We start from the raw sequence: 21,873 nt of genomic DNA on the forward strand, positions 1-21,873 counted from the left end.
GCGATCTCGCTGCTCTTGGGGTGATGAGGAATTCTATGCGGTTGCGCTGATCGGCGCCAGAGCGCCGGCGTCGTGATGTTGCAGGCGGAAGAAGGAGGCGTAACGGCCCGAGCGGCGCAGCAGATCGTCATGCCGGCCCTGCTCGACGATCTCGCCGCCCTCGACCACCAGGATGCTGTCTGCGTGCATGATGGTGTGCAGGCGGTGCGCGATCACGATGGTGGTGCGGTTCTGGCAGAGATGCTCGATCGCCTCCTGCACCTGCCGCTCGGACTCCGAATCGAGCGCGGCGGTGGCCTCGTCCAGCAGGATGATCGGCGCGTTCTTGAGCAGCGCGCGCGCGACCGCGATGCGCTGGCGCTGGCCGCCTGACACCTGGGTGCCGTGCTCGCCGACCGGCGTGTCGTAGCCGAGCGGGAAGCCCATGATGAAATCATGCGCGCAGGCCGCCTTGGCGGCGTCGATGATTTCGTTCTCGGTCGCGCCGGGCTTGCCGAACGCGATGTTGTTGCGGATGGTGTCGCGGAACAGATAGACGTCCTGGCCAACATAGGCGGTCTGCGCCCGCAGCGACTTGCGCGAGACCGCGCCGATCGACTGGCCGTCGATCACGATGTCGCCTTGCGTTACCTCGTAGAACCGCAGCAGGAGCCCAAGCACGGTCGACTTGCCGCCGCCGGACGGGCCGACCAGCGCGGTGACCTTGCCGGGTTCCGCAACGAAGCTCATGCGGTTGAGCACGGTCTCGCCGGTCCGGTAGGAGAAGCTGACGTCGCGCAGCTCGATCTTCGCGTCGGACAGTTTCAGTGCCGGCTTGTCGTCGTCGGACTGCTCGCTGGCCGGGCTGTCGACGACTTCGAGCAGCATCCGCGCGCCGACGAGCTGGCTGTTCAGATCGATGTTGAGCCGCGCCAGCCGCTTGGCCGGCTCGGTCGCCATCAGGAACGCCGTCATGAAGGAGAAGAACGCGCCGGGCGTGGCGTTGAGCGCGACCACGCTGTAGCCGCCATAGAGCAGGCAGCCGGCGACCGCGAAGCCGCCGAGCATCTCCATCAGCGGGTTGGAGCGGTTGGCGACACGGGCCATCTTGTTGGCGTTGCGCTCGACGATCGCGATGTTCTCGTCGATGCGCTTCTGCATGGTCTCTTCGAGCGTGAACGCCTTGACGGTGCGGATGCCCTGCAGCGATTCCTGCATCGTCTCCATGATGTCGGCGGTGCCGGTGAACTGGTTGAAGGCGAGACCCTTGATGCGCTTGACCAGCTTGCGCAGCACCAGCATCGCCGGCGGCACCACGACGAGGCCGATGAACGACATCACGGGGTCCTGCCACACCATCACGCCGATCATGGCGAGCAGCATCATGAGGTCGCGCCCGACCGCGTTGACCAGCATGTTGAGGACGTCGGTGATCGATTTTGCGCCGGCCGTCAGCCGCGCCAGGAACTCAGAGGAATGCCGTTCGGAGAAGAAGCCGACGCTCTCGCGCATCAGCTTGGCGAACAGTTGCCGCTGGTTGGTGGCGAGGATGGCGTTGGAGATCTTGGTCAGGATCACCATGTGGCCGTAGGTCGCCACGCCCTTGATGAAGAGCAGGATCACCGTGATGCCCGAGAACATCGCGATGCCCGGGATGTTCTTGTCGACATAGGCCTGGTTGATGACCTGGCCCAGCACATAGGTCGCGCCCGCGGTCGATCCGGCGGCAAGCGCCATCAGCGCGAAGGCGACGAGGTAGCGCCGCCAGTAGACGACCCCCTGTTCCGTGACCAGGCGGCGAACGAGGACCATCGCCCCATAGGGATCGTCGGTGATTTTCTTTGGAAACTGGGCCATCCGCTTTCCATTGACGGCGCAGCGGCAAAGCTGCCCGCGCGTCAGGGATCGAACGGCCTCTGTGCCCGCTCAAGCGGGGTTTTTCAAGCCCAATTAAGGGCTTGCGCCCGGATGGAATCTAGGCCGATGCGGCGTGGCGGAGCTCGCCATGGCGCTCGCGGAACAGCTTCTCCTCCCACGCGAGGGCGTGGGCAGCGATGGTCTCGAGGTCGTCGTATTGCGGCCTCCAGTCGAGCAGGCCGCGGATGCGGCTGGTGTCGGCCACCATGGTCATGATGTCGCCGGGCCGGCGCGGGGCGTATTGCACGGCGAAGCTGCGGCCCGAAACCCGGCGCACCGCGTCGATGGTCTCCAGCACCGAATAGCCGCGGCCATAGCCGCAATTCAGCGTCGTCGAGACGCCGCCATTGCGCAAATAGGCCAGCGCCGAGCGATGCGCCTGCGAGAGGTCCGTGACGTGGATGAAGTCGCGGATGCAGCTGCCGTCCTGGGTCGGATAGTCGGTGCCGAACACGTCGATCTTGGCGCGCTGGCCGGTCGCGGCCTCCACCGCGATCTTGAGCAGATGCGTGGCGCCGACGGTGGCCAGCCCAATGCGGGCCTGCGGATCGGCACCGGCGACGTTGAAATAGCGCAGGGTCACGTACTGCATGCCGTAGGCGGCGGCAACGTCGTGCAGCATGATTTCGGTCATCAGCTTCGACGAGCCGTAGGGCGACAGCGGCCGCGTCGGCGCGTGCTCGGGCACCGGGACCTGGTCCGGATTGCCGTAGACGGCGGCGGTCGAGGAGAAGATGAAGCGGTTGATGCCGCGCTTGACCGCGACGTGGAGCAGGTTGCGCGCGGTCATGAAGTTGTTGCGGTAATAGCCGAGCGGATCGCGCATCGACTCCGGTACGACCACCGAGCCCGCGAAATGGATGATGCTCTCGATATTGTGCTGGGCGATCACGCCTTCGACCAGGTTCTCGTCGCCGGCGTCCCCGATGAACAGCGGCACGCCTTCCGGCAGGTAAGCGGAGAATCCGGTGGAGAGATCGTCGATCACGACCACGTCCTCGCCGGCTTCCGCCAGCGCGAGAACCGTGTGACTTCCGATATAGCCGGCGCCGCCGGTGACTAGCACTGTCATGATCTCACCCGTCCTCGATCAACGCGCCACGTTAACGTTAGCGCGGTGAAGAGTGGGTTTCGGCGCGGCTGAACTGGTCACTATGCTTAATGTTGCGTATAGGGACTTTTCGAAACGGAGCGTGACGTGGCGAATTCCCCGGGCGATCTGCAAGTGATCGTGCCAAATCTGCACAGGCGCTATTCCGGGGTCACCGCGACCAACCGGATGGTGGCGCCGCGGCTGGCAAAGCTGTATCGCGCCGCGTGGTTCGGTTCCGACGCGCCGGAGGGGATTGCGCGGCTGAGCGGCGCCGATCTCCTGAAACTATGGCGCCGCGAGGCGCCGCTGATCTGGCATGCGCGGCGCAACAACGAGATGATTGCCGGCGTCGTGCTGCGCGCGCTCGGCTGGCCGCTCAAGCTTGTGTTCACCTCGGCGGCCCAGCGGCATCACAGCTGGATCACGCGCTGGCTGATCCGGCAGATGGACGCGATCATCGCGACCTCCGATATCTCGGCCTCGTTCCTGAAGGTGAAAGCGACGGTGATCCCGCATGGCGTCGACACCGACATCTACGCGCCGCCGGCCGACCGCGCTGCGGCGTTCGCGGAAGCCGCGCTGCCCGGCCGTTACGCGATCGGCTGCTTCGGCCGCGTGCGCGCGCAGAAGGGCACGGATGTGTTCGTCGATGCGATGTGCCGGTTGCTGCCGCGCTATCCGGATTTCACCGCCGTCATCGTCGGCCAGGTCACGCCCGAGCAGACTCCGTTTGCGAATGACCTGAAGAAGCGGATTGAATCGGCGGGCCTGCAATCGCGCATCGTGATCACCGGCGAGTTGCCGATCGAGCAGGTGCAGCGCTGGTATCAGCGGCTGACGATCTACGCTTTCACCTCACGCAACGAAGGCTTTGGCCTGACGCTGATCGAGGCGATGGCGGCCGGCAGTGCGCTGGTCGCCGCGCGCGCCGGTGCGGCTGAGCTCGTGGTCGAGGACGGGGTCACCGGCGTCCTGATCCCGACGGGCGATGCCGAGGCGCTGGCTGCGGCGCTGGAGCCGCTGATGCGCGACGTGACCGCGGCAACGGCTATGGGCGAGCGCGGGCGGGCGCGGGTCCTTGCGAAGTTCAGCCTCGAGGCGGAGGCGGCGCGGATCGGCGAGGTCTATCGGCCGCTGCTCTGAGCAGCTTTCAGGCACCGAAGTACAAGAACCGCGAAAACAACCCCATGCACAGTAGCCGGTCGCAGCGGAATCAATGACTTGCGGGGGGCGCGATGGAAATTTTCTGATTATACGAAAATTGATTGACCCGTCGGGCAAAACAGCGCTAAGCTTTCATCATCGCAACAATCGTCAGCTCCGTCGAAACGGAGGTGTCTCACCGGCCGAACTCAGCCACGATCAGGGCGATGACGACGATCATCGTCAGCGGCTGGCGAAGCACGCGATACCATGGCGGGACCAAGCCTTGACGCGTGGACCGGATATCCAGCAGCAGGTTCGCGGCGAAGCCGACCGCCAACAGGGCGAGTCCATATCGGGGGTCGATCAGCAGCGACGTCCAGCCGACGAGCGAGGGAATGACACTGATGCCGAGCCGGACAGAATCGATACCGTGATCCGTCCGCGAGATCGACTGGATCATCGCGGCGCCCCAATGGATGCCGCCGAGGAACGACAGGATAACGGCGCCGTAGGCCAGTAGTCCGTGGAGCGCGGCCGTCTTCAAGTCACCCTCGATGGCCCGCGAGGCGATCGAGAGCCCGACGAACGGTATCAGGCCCAATCCGCCGAGCCATACTGCAGCGGCGGGAACGAGTGCGCGCCGCGGCCCGTCATCATGATCGTCAGTCAGAGATGTCGACATGCTGCCTCGCGCAGGGGATCTCAGTTGTCACGATTTCATACCTCTCGCGCCGCCAGCAGCGTCGAGCAGAGCAGGCCGATCAGCGCGATCAGGGCTGCCACGCTCATCCCGTTCAAGGCGACGAGCCTCGCATACTCCGACGTCATCATCACGGGCTCGCCGAGATGGGCGTCGACGAAGAAATAGACGATGAAGGGCAACGCGGCGACGACCGCAGACTTCAGGCGCTCGTCAGGCCTGAACAGGACGGTGCCGAGCAGCGCACAGGGAAGCAGGAACAGCTCGACGCCCGACGCCGCGCCGAACAGCTTGACGCAGAAGACGGTGTTGCCGACACCGGCCAGTGGCAGCAGCGTGCGGCCCGCAAACGAATGCCTTTTTGCCAGTGCGGGGACGGCCAGGAAGAAAGGGGTCGACAGCAGGCTGAGCCAGGCCGGCCAGGCGGCCGTTCCCACGATCCAATGCAGATAGAGCGGATAGAATGGCTGGTTGGAGGCCACCACGAGCGCGACCTTGCCGGCCAGCGCAGAACGAGGGTCCGGGTGATCCGCATAACTGCCGATCCAGGCTGCAATTGTCTTGATCATCTGGCTTGGATCATCTGCCTCGGACGCGCCGGTCGTCCCCCACGATAGCGGGGCCATGGGTAAGAAACGACCAAAAGCCGGCGTCGGATCACAAGCCGTGCGGCGAAGAGCCAGGAGGCATGATCCAAAAACCATGCAGAGTCGTTTATTGAGAGAAGTCTCGACCCGTGCGGGCAACACGCCGGTGCTCGCACCAGCCGCGCCGGCGGGCCTCTCTTCCTCTCCGGGCTAGCCTCCCATGCCGAAGATGCGACGCAAAGCGGACCTTCCGACCAAGATATGCGCCGTTTGCAAGCGGCCGTTCGCATGGCGGCGGAAATGGGCGCGGGATTGGCAAAGCGTGAAATTCTGTTCCGAACGGTGTCGCGGCGACGGGCGACGAGCTGCTCGCCAGGAAGGCTGACCATGCTGCGCAAGGACATGAAGACCGGCCTCGCACCGAGCGTCGATCCCGACGAGATCGCGCGATTCGAGGCTCTCGCCGAGGATTGGTGGAATCCCGACGGCCGCATGAAGCTGGTTCACAGCTTCAATGCGGCGCGCGTCGCGCACCTCCGCAACCGGCTTCCCGCGCTGATGGTTCGTGACGCAAGGCTGGAGCGGCCCCTCGACGGATTGACCCTGCTCGATGTCGGTTGCGGCGGCGGTCTGGTGACGGAGCCGATGGCGCGTCTCGGCGCGCTCGCACTCGGCATCGACGCCGCCGAGCGCAACGTCCGCGTGGCAACCGTCCACGCGGACCAGACTGGTTTGCCCATCAGCTATCGGCAGGCCGTTCCCGAGGAGCTGGTCGCCGAACGGCGGCAGTTCGACATCGTGCTGTCGCTCGAAGTCGTCGAGCACGTCGCCGACACCGATCGTTTTCTGGCTGCGACCGGTAGCCTGGTTGCGCCCGGCGGGCTACTCGTCATCGGCACGTTGAACCGCACGCTGGTGTCGTTCGTGAAGGCGATCATCGGCGCGGAATATGTTCTGGGCTGGCTGCCCCGCGGCACGCACGACTGGCGGCGCTTCATGCGGCCGGACGAGATCGCAGGCACGCTCGCTCCGCTCGGATTCTCCGTCGTCGAGACCTGCGGTCTGGAGCTCGCTCCGATCACCATGCGCTGGCATACGACCCGCTCGTGCAACACCAACTATCTCCAGATCTACAGGCGGCGCGGCGAGCTGGCGGCGGCGTGATACGCAGCGCCGCTGGCGTCTCGTGTGCCTCAAAGCGAATTGCGAATCTGGGGAGATCGGAAGAGTCCCAAGCATCCGAAGCTGCCGAATTTCGAGTTCCGGAGGGACGGCAGTTTTCTGGCCAACCGGACATTCGGCTGCAGCCAAAAGTCCCTTAAGGGCCAGAAGCTGACCATGAAGCTGATCAGTGGAAGTCGATACAATTGGCATTTTATGGGTTCCCACGGCGTGGGGAGTTTTTACCCGCAGGCTTGCGTTGGACTTTTCATTTGCCTCAACGGCTATCGAATACTCGGCTATGGTCCAATTGCTTACAAGGATGGCCACAGGGTTCGGCATGAACGGGAAACGTCCAACGATCTATTCCCAGCGCGGTATGGTGGCGGCGGCGCACCCCGTTGCAGCATCAGCCGGTGCCAAGATACTCGCAAGCGGCGGCAACGCATTTGATGCTGTCGTGGCGGTGGCATCGACCCTAAATGTGGTCGAACCATTCATGTCGGGCCTTGCCGGAATGGGGCTGGCGACGTGTTGGATAGCGAACGAAAACAGGGTCCGGACACTGAATTTCGTGCCCCCAATTCATACGAATTTCCCCTATCGGAAATTCTCCGATCGCGAAGAGGTAAGACGCGGCGCCCAGGCGGTCGGGACGCCAGGCAATCTTGCCGGCTGGGCAGAGTTGAACAAGCGCTATGGCAAACTGTCGCTCGGCGATTGCCTGCAGCCCGCGATAGTTGTTGCGCGCGACGGTTACGGCATCACCGAATTCAATGAGTTCGAAACCAACGTGACCTCGCCAGAGATCGCTAGGTACCCAGCGCTCTATGCTCCCTGGGCAAAAAATTACACCGACGGCTCCGGCAAGGTGCGACTCGGCTGGGTGCTCGAACAGCCGGACCTCGCCAAGACTTATGAGACGATTGCCGAGCGTGGCCCTGAGCATCTCTATGCCGGAGCGCTTGGCAAAGCCATGGTCGAGCACCTATCCGAGAACGGCGGGTCTGTACGATGGCAGATCTCGAAGCCGTGGGCACGATCATAGCGAATTCGTGGAGCGATCCCCTCACCGCCCGTTATCGCGATCTGACGGTGAGCCTGCCGCCGCCCCCTTGTGAAGGCTTCCAGATGTTATTGGCGCTCCGGATTCTCGACGGTTTCGATCTCGGCGCATTGCAGAACAACGGCATTGAGCACCTCGATATCGTGCTGCGCGCCATTCGCCTCGCCGCAGGCGACCGCATCGTGCACAACAATCCGCCGCCGGCGAAGCTGGCCGAACTATTGTCGGAGGGCCACATTGCCAGGCTGCGCGCCAAGGTGAGATCGGGTGCCACTATCGATGGGCCGACAGAGCAATGGACGGGAATGCCTGCTGCCGAACATCACACCACCTCGATGTCGATCGGCGATGGTGACGGCAATCTTGTATGCCTGACCAATAGCCTCGGCTCACCGTACGGTGCTGCGGTGATTGTGCCAGGTACAGGCGTAACGCTGAATAACTTCATGCATTGGGCCGATGCGCAGCCGGATTCGCCGCATCGCGCGAAGCCTGGCGATGCGTTGCCCATGTGCATGGCGCCGACGATATCAACCCGCAACGGAGCGGCGGTGCTGGCCCTCGGCACTCCGGGCAGTTACGGGATCTTGCAGACGCAGGTGCAAGCGCTGGTCCAATACGTCGATTTCGGCCACTCCCTGCAGCAAGCGATCGAACAGCCGCGCATACGTCTCTGGGACGGCCGGCAGATCGAGCCGGAAACGCGGTTGCCCCCCGACGTCCTGGCCGCTCTGGCTGAACGCGGTCACACCATCATCCCCAGCGAGGATTGGGTCATGCGCGTCGGCGGCATGCAGGGCGTGACGCGTGATCCGTCGACTGGTTTGATGAGTGGTGGCTGCGATCCGCGCCGCGATGGTTATGTGGTGCCGGCCTAGCCACTGATCCACTTCGTCATGCTGCCTTCAGCGAATGTCCGCGCCTTAGCAATCGCAGGGCGCCCGTCTGGACCAATAGCGTACAGGCAAGGGCGGCAAGGAACGCCGGCAGAACGCCGGCCGTCGTGAGCAGGAGCCCGAGGACGAAAAAGAACGTAGCGAAACCGTAGAGAGCGAGCACCATGCCCCGCAACACCTGGATGGCCATCGTGGCTCCGCTGATGCGGTGCGCGAAGATCGCCAAGATGGTACCGAACACGGGAAAGCTCGCCAGCACGCCAGCCGTTTTCGGGCCGACGAACGCGGCGGCTGCGGTCAAGGTCAGCACGATGAGCGTTGCTATCAGCATGCGAGCGGGCAGATCCCACCAAGGAGTAGGAACCGTGACGCGGATTGCTGCCCGGTGTGGAATGAAGCGCGCTGCTCCGATGAGCGCGGCTAAGGCGACCAAAAAGAAGCCCCAGTGTGCCAGAGGTAAGGACTGCAGGAGCAGCCCGGCGAGCGCATAGGCTGCGGTTCCGCAAACCAGGGCGGCCAACCAACCGCGCTGAGCGATCAGGACGTAGCCGAGGGAGAAGCACGCCTGCGCGGCCGTCCCGACCAGCGAGCCGTTGGTGGCCGCCGCGGCGAAGTCCGGGCCGTACTGTACGGCGAGGAAGGCTGCGACCGGCCCGGACGTCAGCGGCAGGCCGACCAGCCAGCCGCCGATGGCGTCGCCCCAACGACGTCCCGCGAGCGAAGCAGCCAGAATGAGAAGGGGCGGCAGGGTCAGTTTGAAGACGATGAGGCTCATTCGTGCGGCACTGCTTCCTCGGCCTTGCGCTTGGAGGCTACCGCCAAAGCGAGACCGGCAAGGATCAGCACGACGCCGACACCGAAGAGGAGACCGAGCGAGTCGCCGAACATCGCCGCAGCGGCCGCGATGCCGAACACGGGCTGGAGATATTGAACGCTCGCCGCCACGGGCGCGGAAACGGTCTTGAGTATGTGAAGCCAGAGGAAGAGGCCGACTACACTGACCGCCACCCCGAGATACACGGCCGCACTGATGACGCCAATCGTCAGATGGACTTCGGTGTGCGACATCTCCCAGGCGCACCATGGCAGGAGCGCGAGAAAGCCGAAGAGAGTGCTCCAAGCCGCGATGGTGACAGTGCCGTATTCGCGCGTGAGCTCCACGCTCCAGACGTAGTAAAAGGCGATCGTGACCGCCGAGAGCAGCATCCAGAAGGCGCCCGCCAAGTCCGACGAAGCGACCGCACCCGCCGGCTGATCGCGCCCGAGCGCCACCAGACCGATGCCGAGGAATGCCGCCAAAAGCCCAAGTTTCTGCCGCCCGGAAACCCGCTGCCCGAGCCGAAGTGCGGCGAACACCACGACGAAGATGGGAATCGTGGCCGAAATGATCGTTCCCACGGAGGCGGACGTGCCTTGGATGCCAAAGGCCTGCGACACCTGTCCGACACCGATTCCAAGAACGCCCAAAGCGACCGCGCGCGGCAGCGCCCGGAACGAGAGCGCGGGCTTGCCTATCGTGCATAGGAACAGCAGCACCACGGCGACAGCAAACCGCATCGCAGTCAGCGTCAACGGAGGAGCCGATTGAAGTCCGTACTTCGTGATCGGGATGGAAAGGCCCCACATCAGCGCGAGCAGGAGCATCCAGATGATACCCCGCATGGAAAGGCCGGTCGACGAGAGCGGCTCGGCTCGTCCGAGTCGAAATGTCCGTGAGATCATGCAGGCCAAATTACCCAATCGGGTTGCTTCAGAGATTTCTTTTTTAGGCTGATTTCTTTGCTGAACTAGCCTAAAAACCCTTCATGAAGAAATCCAAGGCTTCTAAGAGGGCCGAAAGCTTTCCAAAAGGAAAGCCTGCTGTGGCAGCTTCAGTCGTCCTCGACGAGATCGACAAGCGGATCCTGCAAACTTTGCAGAGGGATGCCCTGGTCGCCAACCAGGTGCTGGCGGACCAGATAGGGTTGTCGCCTCCGGCGTGTTTGAAGCGCGTCCGTCGCTTGCGCAGCGCCGGGATTATCGCGCGCACGATATCGCTTCTGTCCGCCGAGGCACTCGGATATCCGCTGCTGACGGTGGTGCGCCTAAAGCTCGACGGTCCGACCGAGTCGATGATGCACACGTTCGAAACCCGCATGATGGCTTCCCCGCGCGTGATGCAGTGCATGCTGATCGCCGGAGACACGGACTACATTCTGCTCGTCCGCAGTCGTGACGTCGCGCACTACCAGGAGTTTGCTCGGCGCATGTTGAAGGTCGCTCCGGGTGTTCGCGCCTACACCAGCGAGATAGTATTGGCTCTAACCAAGTCGACAACGGAACTTCCTGTTGATCCGTGATCGACAAGTTCGCTTTTGGTCAAAATGCGGCTTCGGCTGCAGGTCGACTGTCGAACAAAACCGGACATCCAACGTAAGCGACCGTCGGCCGCGCGACGATCTGCCGGCTTACTATAGGACCAAGCTCAATCATTTTGCTCCTGGGGCCCATCCCGCTCAAAAACGCTCCGGCCGCACCACCTCCACGTCGCTGACCGAGACCAGTCCCACCTGCCGGGAGACGATCGCGAAGACGGCCTCCAGCAGGCCGTCGAGGCGGCCGGGATCGACGATGCACCACAGCGCGAACATGCCGGCGGCGTCTCCGATCTGGCCGTCCGAGTCCCATTGCCCGGCCTGGCCGCGTCCCGCGGCGAGGGGCACGACGGAAAATCCGCTGACGCCGGCCGACACCAACTCGTCCGTCAGGCGCTTCAGCAGGGCCCGCTCGATCAGGATTTCGACGCGCTTCTTGGCAAACATCTGCATGCTGTCCTCATTCTGCGATCATCTGTGCGGCGGCGATGTACAAGGGGATGCCGACCGTGAGGTTGAAAGGAAACGTCAGGCCGAGCGAGAGCGTGAGAGCGATCGCCGGATTGGCCGCGGGCAGCGCCAGCCGCATCGCGGCCGGCACGGCGATGTAGGAGGCGGATGCGCCGAGCGTCATCAGCACCGCCGTGCTGCCGGCCCGCAATCCGATCAGCCACGCCAGGGCCGCCGCGAGCGCGGCGCCGACCAGCGGCATGACCCAGGCAAAGGCGGCGACGGGGACGGACAGTGATCTCCAGCCGTCCCGGAGACCCCGGCCGGCGATCAGGCCCATGTCCAGCAGGAAGATGCACAGGAAGCCTGCGAATGCGTCGAGCAGGAATGGCTTGAGCGAGGTCACGCCGCGTTCGCCCGTGATGCAGCCGACTGCGAAGGCGCCGAGCAGGGCGACGATCGAGCCGTTGAGTGCGATCTCCCGCAGGAAATCCTTTGGCATCTCTCCGTCGGTCCGGCCTCGCCCTGTCCGCGCGATGAAGAGCGCGGAGAAGATCGCCGGCGCCTCCATCGCGGCCGCAACTGCGATCATGTAGCCGTCGAAGGGCAGGGCGAGCTGGGTCAGGGCGCCCGTGACCGCGACGAAGGTCACGGCCGAGATCGACCCGTAATGTCCGGCCACCGCTGCGGCGTTGACGTGGTCGAGGCCCGCGATTTTGCGCAGGAAGGCGTAGGCGACGAAGGGCAAGCCGCCGGACAACGCAATTCCGGCGGCGATCGTTGCCGCCAGCGTCAGCGTCAAGCCCTGATGGGCGACCTCGGCGCCGCCCCGAAAGCCGATCGAGATCAGCAAATACAGCGAGAGGAAACGCGCGATCGCCTCGGGCACCGACAGGTCCGACCGGCCAAGCGAAGCCCCAAGGCCCATCCCGAAGAAGAGCACCGGGGGAGAAACAAGATTCTGAACAGCGAGTGCCAGCACGGGACCTCCAGGCGTGTTTCGACGAATGGCGGTCTGATAGCTTCCGGCTGGCATTTGTTGAAATTGATTGTATTAAGGATCATCATTGAGAAAGGTAATGATGATGCCGCGCTCGCGCGTCAATCTGGACATCGACCTGGTCAGGTCCTTCGTCACCATCGTATCGCTCGGAAATTTCACGCGGGCCGCGCAGGCGCTCGGCGTCCAGCAGTCCACGATCTCGCTGCAGATCCGCCGGCTGGAGGAGCAGGTCGGCGGCAAGCTGCTGGAGCGCTCACCGCAATCGGTTGCGTTGACCGCCGAAGGCGAGACGTTCTTCGACTATGCGCGGCGCATGCTCGATCTGAACGACGAGATGGTCTCGCGCATCCAGGAGCCGGCGATGCGCGGGCTGGTTCGGCTCGGGGCTCCCGAGGATTTCGCAACCCGCCATCTTCCCGACGTGCTTGCGCGTTTCGCCCAGGCCTATCCGCAGGTCGACCTCGAGGTCACCTGCGATCTGACGATGAATCTGATCGAGCGCTTCAGGAAGGGCGCGTTCGACCTTGCCCTGATCAAGCGTGAGCGATCCATCGAGATTCCCGGCATCCGTGTCTGGCGAGAGCCGCTGGTCTGGGTAACGGGCGGGCTCGATCTCAGGCAGGGGGTCTTGCCCCTGGCCGTATCGCCCAAGCCCTGCGTCTACAGGAAGCGGGCGACCGAAGCGCTCGATCGCGCCAAGAGGTCCTGGCGGGTCGCCTATACTTGCGGTTCACTGGCGGGGACGCTCGCGGCCGTGCGCGCCCGGCTTGGCGTAACGGTGCTTCCCAAGGACATGGTTCCCCCGGATCTGCATGTCGTAGACGGAAAGCCGATGCCTGACCTGAAGGATACCGAGATCGCGATCCTGGAGCGCGACCGTCTTCCCCGGCCGGCGCAACGACTCAAGGACTTCGTGATCAAGACTCTGAGTTGAAGCGTCCCGCGGGGCGCGCGGTGATCCAAGAGCTCGCGCCGCTCGTTATCCGGTGTCGTTCGTCATGGAAGCGGTTGCTTCGTGGCGGCGGATAACGCGAAAGGTTTGATGGCGTGACTGTGGATACCGGAATTGCTCCCAATCGGCTGCAGCGGCCGAGCCGTGAAGAAGCCGAAGCCGCATTTCGGACCATTATCCGGTGGGCGGGTGATGATCCGGACAGACCCGGCTTGCTCGACACGCCGGCGCGGGCCGCGCGTGCGTTCGAGGAATATTTCGCAGGCTACGAGCAGGATCCGATTCAGATCCTCGACAGGACCTTCGACGAGACCGGCAGCTACGAGGAGATGGTCATCCTGCGCGGTATCTCGTTCGAAAGCCATTGTGAGCATCATATCGCGCCCATCATCGGCCGTGCCTGGGTCGCCTATGTGCCGGATGGCCGTGTCGTCGGCATCTCGAAGCTCGCGCGCGTGGTCCAGGTCTACGCCAAGCGATTCCAGATCCAGGAGCGCATGACGTCTGAAATTGCGTCGGCCGTTCAGACGGCTCTCAAGCCGAAGGGCGTGGGGGTGATCCTCAAGGCCAATCACCACTGCATGTCGAGCCGCGGGGTGCAGAAAATCGGCTCGGATATGGTGACGAGCTGCATGCTCGGTTGCTTCCGGGACAATCCGATCTCGCGTCAGGAGTTCATCGGCATGGTCGAGGATTGAGCGCGGCACTGCGCCGCAGGATTCTCGAACAGATAGGTGATCCAGCCGTCGCGATGCTCCGTTTCGTCAACGTCGATCGCATCTGATCGCACGGCGGATGCGTGGTCTCGTGCGCATCCGTCACATCGGTTGAGACTCAATCACAGCAACTCGGAGAAAATGATGACGCCTGCAATACGTTCATTCGCGGCCGGAGCCGCCATGCTGGCTGGATTGCTCGGTCCCTCAATGGCGCGAGCCGCCGACATCGTGGACACCGCCGTTGCTGCCGGATCGTTCACCACGCTGGTCACCGCAGTGAAGGCCGCGGGCCTCGTTCATACGCTGAAGGGCAAGGGCCCGTTCACGGTGTTCGCGCCGAACGATGCGGCTTTCGCCAAGCTGCCGCCGGGAACGGTCGAGTCGCTGCTCAAGAACAAGACCAAGCTCGCGGCGATCCTGAAATATCACGTCATTCCGGGGCGCGTGAAGGCGGCTGATGTGGCGGGCAAGTCGCTACAGGTCGCGACCGTCCAGGGCCAGACGGTCAACGTCGATGGCAGCTTCGGCGTGACGGTCAACGATGCGCATGTCATCCAGCCGGATATCGAGGCGTCGAACGGCGTGATCCACGTCGTCGACACCGTGCTGTTGCCTCCGGCGCGCAAAAAGACTCATCACTGAGGATCGACCGGAAACCACCCGGCTGGCGCAGGGTGGTTTCCGGCAAGCCTTGGACCAAGCCTTAGTCCAAGCCTTGGACCAAGCCTTGGACCAAGCCTTGGACCAAGCCTTGGACCAAGCCTTGGACCAAGCCTTGGACCAAGCCTTGGACTAGGTGTCTCGGGTCGTCACGCGTGCCCCCGCTTCCCCCAGCACCCTCTCCGCAATCCCCACCACCTCCGACGCCGCAATGTCCCGCATGCAGCGGTGGTCGTTCATCTTGCAGATCGTGCTCTGGCAGGGCTGGCAGGACAGCACGCTCTTGTCCTGCACCACGGTGGCGGCAAGGCCGTTGAGGGGGGCCCAGAGATAGGGGCTGGTCGGACCGAAGATTCCCATGGTGGGCGTGCCGAGCGCGGCGGCGATGTGCATCAGGCCTGAGTCGTTGGAGATGGCGACGCCGGCCGCGGCCATGGCGAGGACGCCGTTGCGCAAATCGGTGCCGGTGAGGTCCCGGACCCCAGAGCCGCCCGCGGCGACGATCTCCTGGGCGAGGCCCTTTTCGGCGGGGCCGCCGACGACCCAGACGTCCAGCCCGCGCGCGACCAGCAAGCGGGCGGCTTCCGGATAGTAGGTCCAGCGCTTTGACACCCCGACCGAGCCTGGGGCGAGCGCCACGGCGGCGCCGGCGCTGAGGCCGTTGGCCTGTCGCCAGCAGGCGATGTCCTCAGGCAGCACCCGCAATTGCGGCACCGGCCATTCCGGGGGCAGGGGAGCGCCGTCGGGCTGGGCCAAGGCGGCATTCTTGTCGATGAAGCGGGGCAGCTTCTTCTCGCCCCAGCGCCAGCGGTTGAGCAGGCCGAACCGGAACTCGCCGACGAAGCCGACCCGCTCGGGGATTCCGGCCAGCGCCGGCGCGATGGCGGCCTTCCAGGTCCGCGGCAGCACCAGGGCGGTGCCGTAGTTCCGCTCGCGGAGGAGCTTGGCCAGGCCGAGCTGGCGGCCCACGGCGAGCCGGCCGCGTGGCAGGTCCCAGACGATCCCCTGCCGCACGCCGGGCATGTAATCGACCAGCGGGGCGCACAGGGAGGTCGTCAGCAGGTCAACCGGCCGGTTGGGCCAGCGCTCCTTCAGGACCCGCACCACGGTGTGATTCCGGACGAAATCGCCGATCCACATATAGGGGACGATCAGGATCGGGCGGGTGTCGCTCCGATCGGCTGCTCCACTAAGTTGCGAATCAATGTTCATTTATTGAGGGGCCGGGTCTGCTGAGACGTGCCGGTTCGGTTAGCCGCTCCGGGCCGGCAGGTAAAGCCGGCCGCAGCCCAATCCCAAAACCGCTTACACTTTGGCGGATCATGCGCTAGGGCAGAAACGGATCGCAAAAATCGGGCAGGGACGTTGGAATGTTGCTGGTGACCGGCGGGGCCGGTTTTATCGGATCGAATGTCGTGGCTGCGCTGAACGAGGCCGGCCGCAGCGACGTCGTGGTCTGCGACCTGCTCGGCAGCGAGGGCAAGTGGCGCAACCTCGCCAAGCGCCAGCTTGTGGATATCGTCCCGCCGGCCGAGCTGTTCGACTGGCTGAAGGGCCGCAAGCTCGACGCCGTGATCCATCTCGGGGCGATTTCCGAGACCACCGCGACCGACGGCGATCTCGTGATCGAGACGAATTTCCGCCTCTCCATGCGCCTGCTGGACTGGTGCACGGCGAACGCGGTGCCTTTGATCTACGCCTCGTCGGCGGCGACCTATGGCGACGGCGAGACCGGCTTTGACGACGACGCCTCGCTGCCCGCTCTCAAGCAACTGCGGCCGATGAATCTCTACGGCTGGAGCAAGCATCTGTTCGATCTCGCGGTGGCCGGGCGCGCAGCGAACGGCGATCCGCTCCCGCCGCAATGGGCGGGCCTCAAGTTCTTCAACGTGTTCGGCCCCAACGAGTACCACAAGGGCACGATGATGAGCGTGCTCGCGCGCCGCTTCGACGAGGTCAAAGCGGGCCGCGTCGTGCAGCTGTTCAAGTCGCATCGCGAGGGCATCGCCGACGGTGACCAGCGCCGCGATTTCATCTATGTCGACGACGTCGTGCGCGTGATGATGTGGCTGCTGGCGAGCCCGTCGGTGTCCGGGCTCTTCAATGTCGGCACCGGCAAGGCGCGCAGCTTCAAGGACCTGATGTTGGCTGCCTATGCGGCGCTCGGCACCAGACCCAACATCGAATATGTCGACATGCCCGAGAGCATCCGCGGCAGCTATCAATACTTCACCCAGAGCAAGGTCGATCGCCTCCACCGCGCCGGCTATAATGGCGGCTTCACGACGCTCGAAGATTCGGTGAAGGCCTATGTCGGGGATTATCTCGACCGGCCCGACCGCTTCCGCTGAGGCTGCAGAATCATGCCGACGCCCATTCTCGATTTCGATGCCCTCGCGCAGGCCATCTCCGGTCGCACGGTGCTCTGCATCGGCGACATCATGCTGGACGAGTTCGTCTATGGCGAGGTGTCCAGGATTTCGCCGGAAGCGCCGACGCCTGTCATCGTGGCCCAGCGCAGCGAGATCCATATCGGCGGCGCCGGCAATGTCGCGCGCAATATCGCCGCTCTCGGGGCGCGCTGCATCTTCGTCGGCCTCGTCGGCGAGGACGATGCCGGCAGGCAGCTCAGGGACACGCTGGGTGAGCACGACGGCATCGAAAGCGTGCTGGTGTGCGATCCGTCGCGGCCGACCACGCGCAAGGTCCGATTCGTGTCCGAGCATTTTTCCACGCACATGCTGCGCGCGGATTGGGAGCAGGCGGTGCCTGCCTCCGACGACGTCGAGACGAAGCTGATCGAGGCGATCCTGCCGCAGATCGCGCGTGCCGACATCGTGCTGCTCTCCGACTACGCCAAGGGCGTGCTGACCGCGCGGGTCATCCGGCACACGATCGATGCCGCGCGAAAATCCGGCAAGCCCGTGATCGTCGATCCCAAGAGCCTGAACTGGGCGATCTATCGCGGCGCCACGCTGCTCACGCCCAACCGCAAGGAATTTTCGGAGGCCACGCGCAGCCGCGCCGACACCGTGCAGAGCATCGTCGATGCCAGCGAGGACGTGATGCGGCTGGCCGATTGCGAGGCGATCCTGGTCACGCAAGGCGAACAGGGCATGACGCTGGTGCCGCGCAGCGGCGACGCCGTTCATGTTCCGGCCTTCCCCGTCAAGGTGCGCGACGTCTCCGGTGCCGGCGACACCGTCGCAGCCGCGCTCGCGGTCTCGCTTGCCGCAGGCGCGGACTGGGATACGGCCCTGCGCATGGCGAGTGCCGCGGCCGCCGTCGCGGTCGGCAAGCAGGGCACCGCCAGCGTGAGCGCGGCAGAGTTGCGGCGAAAGATCCTGCCGCATGCCTATCTGGCGGCCGAGGAGAAGATCGTGCTGGAGCCTGATACGCTCGACGCGCAACTCGCGGAATGGAAGCGGCAGGGCCTGCGCGTCGGCTTCACCAATGGCTGTTTCGACATCCTGCATCCCGGCCACGTCAAGGTGCTGACCGCGGCGCGCGGCGCCTGCGATCGCCTGATCGTCGGCCTCAACAGCGACGCCTCGGTGCGGCGGCTGAAGGGCGAGGAGCGTCCGGTCCAGGACGAGCGCGCGCGCGCGGAAGTGCTGGCGGCGTTAGAGGCCGTCGATCTCGTCGTCATCTTCGAGGAGGACACGCCGATCGAGCTGATCACCCGGATCAAGCCGAGCGCGCTGGTGAAGGGGGGCGACTATGCCCGCGAGCAGGTGGTCGGCCACGAGGTCGTCGAGGCCGCGGGCGGAACGGTGGTTCTGGTCGACATCCTCCAGGGCTTCAGCACCACCGCGCTGGTCCGTCGCGCGCGGGGCGGCGGCAAGTGACGGACCAAGTGACGACGCTTGCCCGCGAGACCACCGCCCAAATGCTGTTGCGGCGCCTGCGCAGTCCGGCGGCCTGGAGCGAAACGGTCGATCTGTTCGCGATCCTCACCGTGGCTTCGCTGCCCTGGTCGACCTCGCTCGTGGCGATCTTCAACGCCGCGTTCCTGGTCTGCATGGTGCCGTTTCTCGACGTCAGGGCATTCCTGCAATCGCTCAAGCGCCCGATCTGCGCGGCGCCGATCGCGTTGTTCGTGCTGGCACTGCTGGGGACGCTGTGGTCGGACGCGGCCTGGGGCGCGCGCCTCTACGCCGTCGGTCCGACCGTCAAGCTGCTCGTGCTGCCCGTCCTGCTCTATCACTTCGAGCGCTCGTCGCGCGGCAACTGGATGTTGATCGCCTTCCTGGTGTCCTGCGCGCTGCTGTCGGTGATGTCGTGGCTGGTCGCCTTCTACCCGGGTCTGTCGCTGAGACCCTATGACCCCCTCGAACGCGGCATCTTCGTCAAGAACTACATCGACCAGAGCCAGGAGTTCACCCTGTGCGCGGTCGCGCTCGCCTATCCCGTGCTGCATCTGCTGCGCGAGAAGCGCTACTGGCTCGCGGGCCTGCTCATGGCGCTGGCGCTGAGCTTCCTGGTCAACATGGCCTTCGTGGTGGTCTCGCGTACCGCGCTCGTCACCGGGCCCATCATGCTAGCCGTGTTCGCGCTGCTTCACTTGAGGTGGCACAGCATCGCCATCATCTTCGCGGTTTTGATCGCCGGCGCCGCCATCGCCTGGCAGGCCTCGCCGCAACTGCGCAAGACCGCCGATACGTTTTCGCGGGACTATCGACTTTACATGCAGGAGAACGTCCCGACGTCCATGGGGGAACGCCTCGAATATTGGCGGCACTCGATCAAGTTCTTCGTGCAGGCTCCGCTTATGGGCCACGGGACCGGCTCCTCGCAGGGACTGTTCGAGCGGGCCTCCAAAGACCCCTCATGGGTTCAAGGCGTCAGGGTCTTTCCGAATCCGCATAACCAGACGCTGCACGTCGCGGTGCAGTGGGGCGTCATCGGCGTCGTCGTTCTCTACGCGATCTGGATCAGTCATTTCCTGCTGTTTCGCGGCGACGGCTTTGCCAGGTGGATCGGCCTGCTGGTCGTGGTCCAGAACGTCTTCACCTCGCTGTTCAACTCCCATTTGTTCGATTTCCACGAGGGCTGGATGTACGTCATCGGCGTCGGCGTCGCCGGCGGCATGGTGATCCGGGCGCAGCGGGCGTCGGCGAAGCCCGAATCGGGTTCCTGAGCGGCCGGCTAGTCCTGTGTTGCAAGGTCCTGTGCCGGCAGGTCTCAGGCTGGCGTCTTGTGCTGGCAGTTCTTGCCGAGATGGGCTATGAGCGCGGTCAGGTTGCACCTAACTGGATTTTCATCGGTCGGCGGATGACGCGTCTCTCGCATCTCACCTTGCGTAATTTCTTGATTGCGCTCCACGACCTCCTGGCGACCACGGCGGCGCTGTTTGCCGCCTTCTACATCCGCTTCGAGGGCGGCGAGGGCTTCTACGACCGCCTGCCGCTGCTGTTCCAGATCCTGCCCTATTTCCTCGCGTTCAGCGTGGTCGTGTTCTTCGTCTTCAACCTGACCACGACGAAATGGCGCTTCATCTCGCTGCCTGACGCGCTGAACATCATCCGCGTCGCGAGCGTCCTGACGGTCGCGCTGCTCGTGCTCGATTACGTCTTCGTCGCCCCCAACGTTCGCGGCGCCTTCTTCCTCGGCAAGGTGACCATCGTCCTCTACTGGTTCCTCGAGATCACCCTGCTCAGCGCGCTGCGCATGACCTACCGCTACTTCCGCTATACGCGGGTGCGGCGTCATGCGCGGACCGAGGATGCCGCGCCGACGCTGCTGATCGGCCGCGCCGCGGACGCCGAGGTGCTGCTCCGCGGCATCGAGAGCGGTGCGATCAAGCGCATCTGGCCGGTCGGCATGCTGTCGCCGTCGAGCTCAGATCGCGGCCAGCTCATCCGCAACGTGCCAGTGCTGGGCGACATCGATGATATCGAAGACGTCATCGCCGACTTCGCCAAGCGCAACAAGCCGATCGCGCGCCTCGTCATGACGCCGTCGGCGTTCGAGCCGGACGCGCGTCCGGAATCGATCCTGATGCGGGCGCGCAAGCTGGGCGTGATCGTCAACCGCATGCCCTCGCTCGAGAGCGGCGACACGCCGCGCCTCACGACCGTCGCGGTCGAGGACCTGCTGCTGCGGCCGAGCGAAAAGATCGACTATGCGCGCCTCGAAGCCCTGATCAGGGGCAAGGCGGTGATCGTCACCGGCGGCGGCGGCTCGATCGGCTCCGAGATCTGCGAGCGCGTCGTCGCCTTCGGTGCCGCGCGCCTCTTGATCGTGGAGAATTCCGAGCCGGCGCTCTACGCCGTCACCGAAGCGCTCGCCGCGCACGGCGCGGCGGCCGCGATCGAAGGACGGATTGCCGACATCCGCGACCGCGAGCGTATCATGCGCCTGATGGCGGAGTTCAAGCCAGACATCGTGTTCCATGCCGCCGCGCTCAAGCATGTGCCGATCCTCGAGCGTGACTGGAGCGAGGGCGTCAAGACCAACATCTTCGGCTCGATCAACGTGGCCGATGCGGCGCACAGCGCCGGCGCCGAAGCCATGGTGATGATCTCGACCGACAAGGCGATCGAGCCGGTATCGATGCTCGGCCTCACCAAGCGCTTCGCCGAGATGTACTGCCAGGCGCTCGATCATGACCTCGCGGCAGGGAGCGGCGGCGCCAGGCCGGCGATGCGGCTGATCTCGGTGCGATTCGGCAATGTGCTGGCGTCGAACGGTTCGGTGGTGCCGAAGTTCAAGGCCCAGATCGAGGCCGGCGGCCCCGTGACGGTGACGCATCCCGACATGGTCCGCTACTTCATGACGATCCGCGAGGCCTGCGACCTCGTCATCACGGCGGCGACCCACGCGCTCGGTACGCAGCGTCCGGACGTCTCGGTCTACGTGCTCAACATGGGCCAGCCGGTGAAGATCGTCGACCTTGCCGAGCGCATGATCCGCCTCTCGGGCCTGCAGCCCGGCTATGACATCGAGATCGTGTTCACGGGCATGCGGCCGGGCGAGCGCCTGCACGAGATCCTGTTCGCCTCCGAGGAGCCGACCCGCGAGATCGGCGTCGCCGGGATCATGGCCGCACAGCCGAACGAGCCGCCGATGCAGACGCTGCGCAAGTGGATCGTCGCGCTGGAGCAGGCGATCGCGCGCGACGATCGGGCCACGATCAGGACCATCCTGAAGGACGCGGTTCCGGAATTCGGGTCGACTGCGGCCTGACC

22 protein-coding genes are annotated in these 21,873 nt (G+C 64.6%); 13 read left to right on the forward strand and 9 right to left on the reverse strand.

Annotated features, from left to right (window positions below; all coding sequences use genetic code 11):
• Nucleotides 1–33 precede the first annotated feature (33 nt).
• Entirely contained in the window at nt 34–1,836 is a 1,803-nt protein-coding gene (locus tag F8237_RS26645) for an ABC transporter ATP-binding protein (protein ID WP_151649204.1), read from the reverse strand.
• A gap of 118 nt (nt 1,837–1,954) precedes the next feature.
• Nucleotides 1,955–2,968: a UDP-glucose 4-epimerase GalE gene (gene galE, locus F8237_RS26650; RefSeq protein WP_151649205.1), complete on the reverse strand. Its 1,014-nt coding sequence runs from the start codon at nt 2,966–2,968 to the stop codon at nt 1,955–1,957.
• 126 nt (nt 2,969–3,094) lie between these two features.
• Between galE and F8237_RS26655 the strand changes: the two genes are divergently transcribed.
• Nucleotides 3,095–4,132 (forward strand): glycosyltransferase family 4 protein, encoded by a 1,038-nt coding sequence (locus F8237_RS26655; RefSeq protein ID WP_151649206.1) that lies wholly within the window; start codon nt 3,095–3,097, stop codon nt 4,130–4,132.
• 196 nt (nt 4,133–4,328) lie between these two features.
• Here the strand turns inward: F8237_RS26655 and F8237_RS26660 are convergent, their stop codons facing one another.
• Nucleotides 4,329–4,817 carry a DUF3429 domain-containing protein gene (locus tag F8237_RS26660; protein WP_151649207.1) on the reverse strand — a complete coding sequence of 163 codons (489 nt, stop codon included), beginning with the start codon at nt 4,815–4,817 and terminating at the stop codon, nt 4,329–4,331.
• Between the two features lie 35 nt (nt 4,818–4,852).
• On the reverse strand, nt 4,853–5,404 hold the full coding sequence (locus tag F8237_RS26665) for a hypothetical protein (protein ID WP_151649208.1): 552 nt from the start codon (nt 5,402–5,404) through the stop codon (nt 4,853–4,855).
• A 247-nt stretch (nt 5,405–5,651) separates the two neighbouring features.
• On the opposite strand from F8237_RS26665, the gene F8237_RS26670 reads away from it, so the two are divergent.
• The 4 genes from F8237_RS26670 (at nt 5,652) to F8237_RS37275 (ending at nt 8,527) form a co-directional block, all read left to right on the forward strand.
• Nucleotides 5,652–5,807, forward strand: a complete 156-nt coding sequence (locus tag F8237_RS26670) for a DUF2256 domain-containing protein (RefSeq protein ID WP_338025204.1) — start codon at nt 5,652–5,654, stop codon at nt 5,805–5,807.
• A 2-nt stretch (nt 5,808–5,809) separates the two neighbouring features.
• Nucleotides 5,810–6,586: a bifunctional 2-polyprenyl-6-hydroxyphenol methylase/3-demethylubiquinol 3-O-methyltransferase UbiG gene (gene ubiG / locus F8237_RS26675; RefSeq protein WP_151649210.1), complete on the forward strand. Its 777-nt coding sequence runs from the start codon at nt 5,810–5,812 to the stop codon at nt 6,584–6,586.
• Nucleotides 6,587–6,923: 337 nt separating this feature from the next.
• Nucleotides 6,924–7,631 carry a gamma-glutamyltransferase gene (locus F8237_RS37270; protein WP_201280156.1) on the forward strand — a complete coding sequence of 236 codons (708 nt, stop codon included), beginning with the start codon at nt 6,924–6,926 and terminating at the stop codon, nt 7,629–7,631.
• Nucleotides 7,598–8,527: a gamma-glutamyltransferase gene (locus F8237_RS37275; protein ID WP_201280157.1), complete on the forward strand. Its 930-nt coding sequence runs from the start codon at nt 7,598–7,600 to the stop codon at nt 8,525–8,527. Before F8237_RS37270 ends, F8237_RS37275 begins: the two co-directional genes overlap by 34 nt.
• 16 nt (nt 8,528–8,543) lie before the next feature.
• Here the strand turns inward: F8237_RS37275 and F8237_RS26685 are convergent, their stop codons facing one another.
• Nucleotides 8,544–9,320 (reverse strand): hypothetical protein, encoded by a 777-nt coding sequence (locus F8237_RS26685; protein WP_151649211.1) that lies wholly within the window; start codon nt 9,318–9,320, stop codon nt 8,544–8,546.
• Nucleotides 9,317–10,207 (reverse strand): DMT family transporter, encoded by an 891-nt coding sequence (locus tag F8237_RS26690; RefSeq protein ID WP_151649212.1) that lies wholly within the window; start codon nt 10,205–10,207, stop codon nt 9,317–9,319. Before F8237_RS26690 ends, F8237_RS26685 begins: the two co-directional genes overlap by 4 nt.
• A gap of 143 nt (nt 10,208–10,350) precedes the next feature.
• Here F8237_RS26690 and F8237_RS26695 point away from each other — a divergent pair, with 143 nt between their 5' ends.
• Complete coding sequence (locus tag F8237_RS26695) at nt 10,351–10,884, forward strand: Lrp/AsnC family transcriptional regulator (protein ID WP_151649213.1); 534 nt, start codon at nt 10,351–10,353, stop codon at nt 10,882–10,884.
• Between the two features lie 156 nt (nt 10,885–11,040).
• On the opposite strand, the gene F8237_RS26700 is transcribed toward F8237_RS26695, so the two are convergent.
• Together F8237_RS26700 and F8237_RS26705 are read right to left on the reverse strand one after the other, a co-directional pair.
• Entirely contained in the window at nt 11,041–11,352 is a 312-nt protein-coding gene (locus F8237_RS26700) for a P-II family nitrogen regulator (protein ID WP_015684862.1), read from the reverse strand.
• 7 nt (nt 11,353–11,359) lie between these two features.
• Entirely contained in the window at nt 11,360–12,331 is a 972-nt protein-coding gene (locus F8237_RS26705; protein WP_201280158.1) for a sodium-dependent bicarbonate transport family permease, read from the reverse strand.
• A 97-nt stretch (nt 12,332–12,428) separates the two neighbouring features.
• On the opposite strand from F8237_RS26705, the gene F8237_RS26710 reads away from it, so the two are divergent.
• The 3 genes from F8237_RS26710 (at nt 12,429) to F8237_RS26720 (ending at nt 14,665) form a co-directional block, all read left to right on the forward strand.
• Nucleotides 12,429–13,286, forward strand: a complete 858-nt coding sequence (locus F8237_RS26710; protein ID WP_244625982.1) for a LysR family transcriptional regulator — start codon at nt 12,429–12,431, stop codon at nt 13,284–13,286.
• Nucleotides 13,287–13,399: 113 nt separating this feature from the next.
• The gene (gene folE / locus F8237_RS26715) at nt 13,400–14,002 is read left to right on the forward strand and encodes a GTP cyclohydrolase I FolE (RefSeq protein WP_151649215.1); all 603 of its coding nucleotides are present in this window, start codon (nt 13,400–13,402) and stop codon (nt 14,000–14,002) included.
• 201 nt (nt 14,003–14,203) lie between these two features.
• Nucleotides 14,204–14,665 carry a fasciclin domain-containing protein gene (locus F8237_RS26720; protein WP_151649216.1) on the forward strand — a complete coding sequence of 154 codons (462 nt, stop codon included), beginning with the start codon at nt 14,204–14,206 and terminating at the stop codon, nt 14,663–14,665.
• Nucleotides 14,666–14,815: 150 nt separating this feature from the next.
• Here F8237_RS26720 and waaF read toward each other — a convergent pair whose 3' ends face one another.
• Entirely contained in the window at nt 14,816–15,895 is a 1,080-nt protein-coding gene (gene waaF, locus F8237_RS26725) for a lipopolysaccharide heptosyltransferase II (protein ID WP_151649217.1), read from the reverse strand.
• A gap of 158 nt (nt 15,896–16,053) precedes the next feature.
• Here waaF and rfaD point away from each other — a divergent pair, with 158 nt between their 5' ends.
• From rfaD to F8237_RS26745, 4 genes are all read left to right on the forward strand, one after another.
• Nucleotides 16,054–17,034 carry an ADP-glyceromanno-heptose 6-epimerase gene (gene rfaD / locus F8237_RS26730; protein ID WP_151649218.1) on the forward strand — a complete coding sequence of 327 codons (981 nt, stop codon included), beginning with the start codon at nt 16,054–16,056 and terminating at the stop codon, nt 17,032–17,034.
• 24 nt (nt 17,035–17,058) lie between these two features.
• Nucleotides 17,059–18,531, forward strand: coding sequence for a D-glycero-beta-D-manno-heptose-7-phosphate kinase (gene rfaE1, locus F8237_RS26735; RefSeq protein WP_201280227.1), 1,473 nt, complete (start codon nt 17,059–17,061; stop codon nt 18,529–18,531).
• Nucleotides 18,532–18,539: 8 nt separating this feature from the next.
• The gene (locus tag F8237_RS26740; RefSeq protein ID WP_151650680.1) at nt 18,540–19,823 is read left to right on the forward strand and encodes an O-antigen ligase family protein; all 1,284 of its coding nucleotides are present in this window, start codon (nt 18,540–18,542) and stop codon (nt 19,821–19,823) included.
• Between the two features lie 134 nt (nt 19,824–19,957).
• Entirely contained in the window at nt 19,958–21,871 is a 1,914-nt protein-coding gene (locus tag F8237_RS26745; RefSeq protein ID WP_162006227.1) for an SDR family NAD(P)-dependent oxidoreductase, read from the forward strand.
• The last annotated feature ends 2 nt before the right edge of the window (nt 21,872–21,873 follow it).

Origin of the sequence: Bradyrhizobium betae (assembly GCF_008932115.1) — a bacterium.
Taxonomy (GTDB): Bacteria; Pseudomonadota; Alphaproteobacteria; order Rhizobiales; family Xanthobacteraceae; genus Bradyrhizobium; species Bradyrhizobium betae.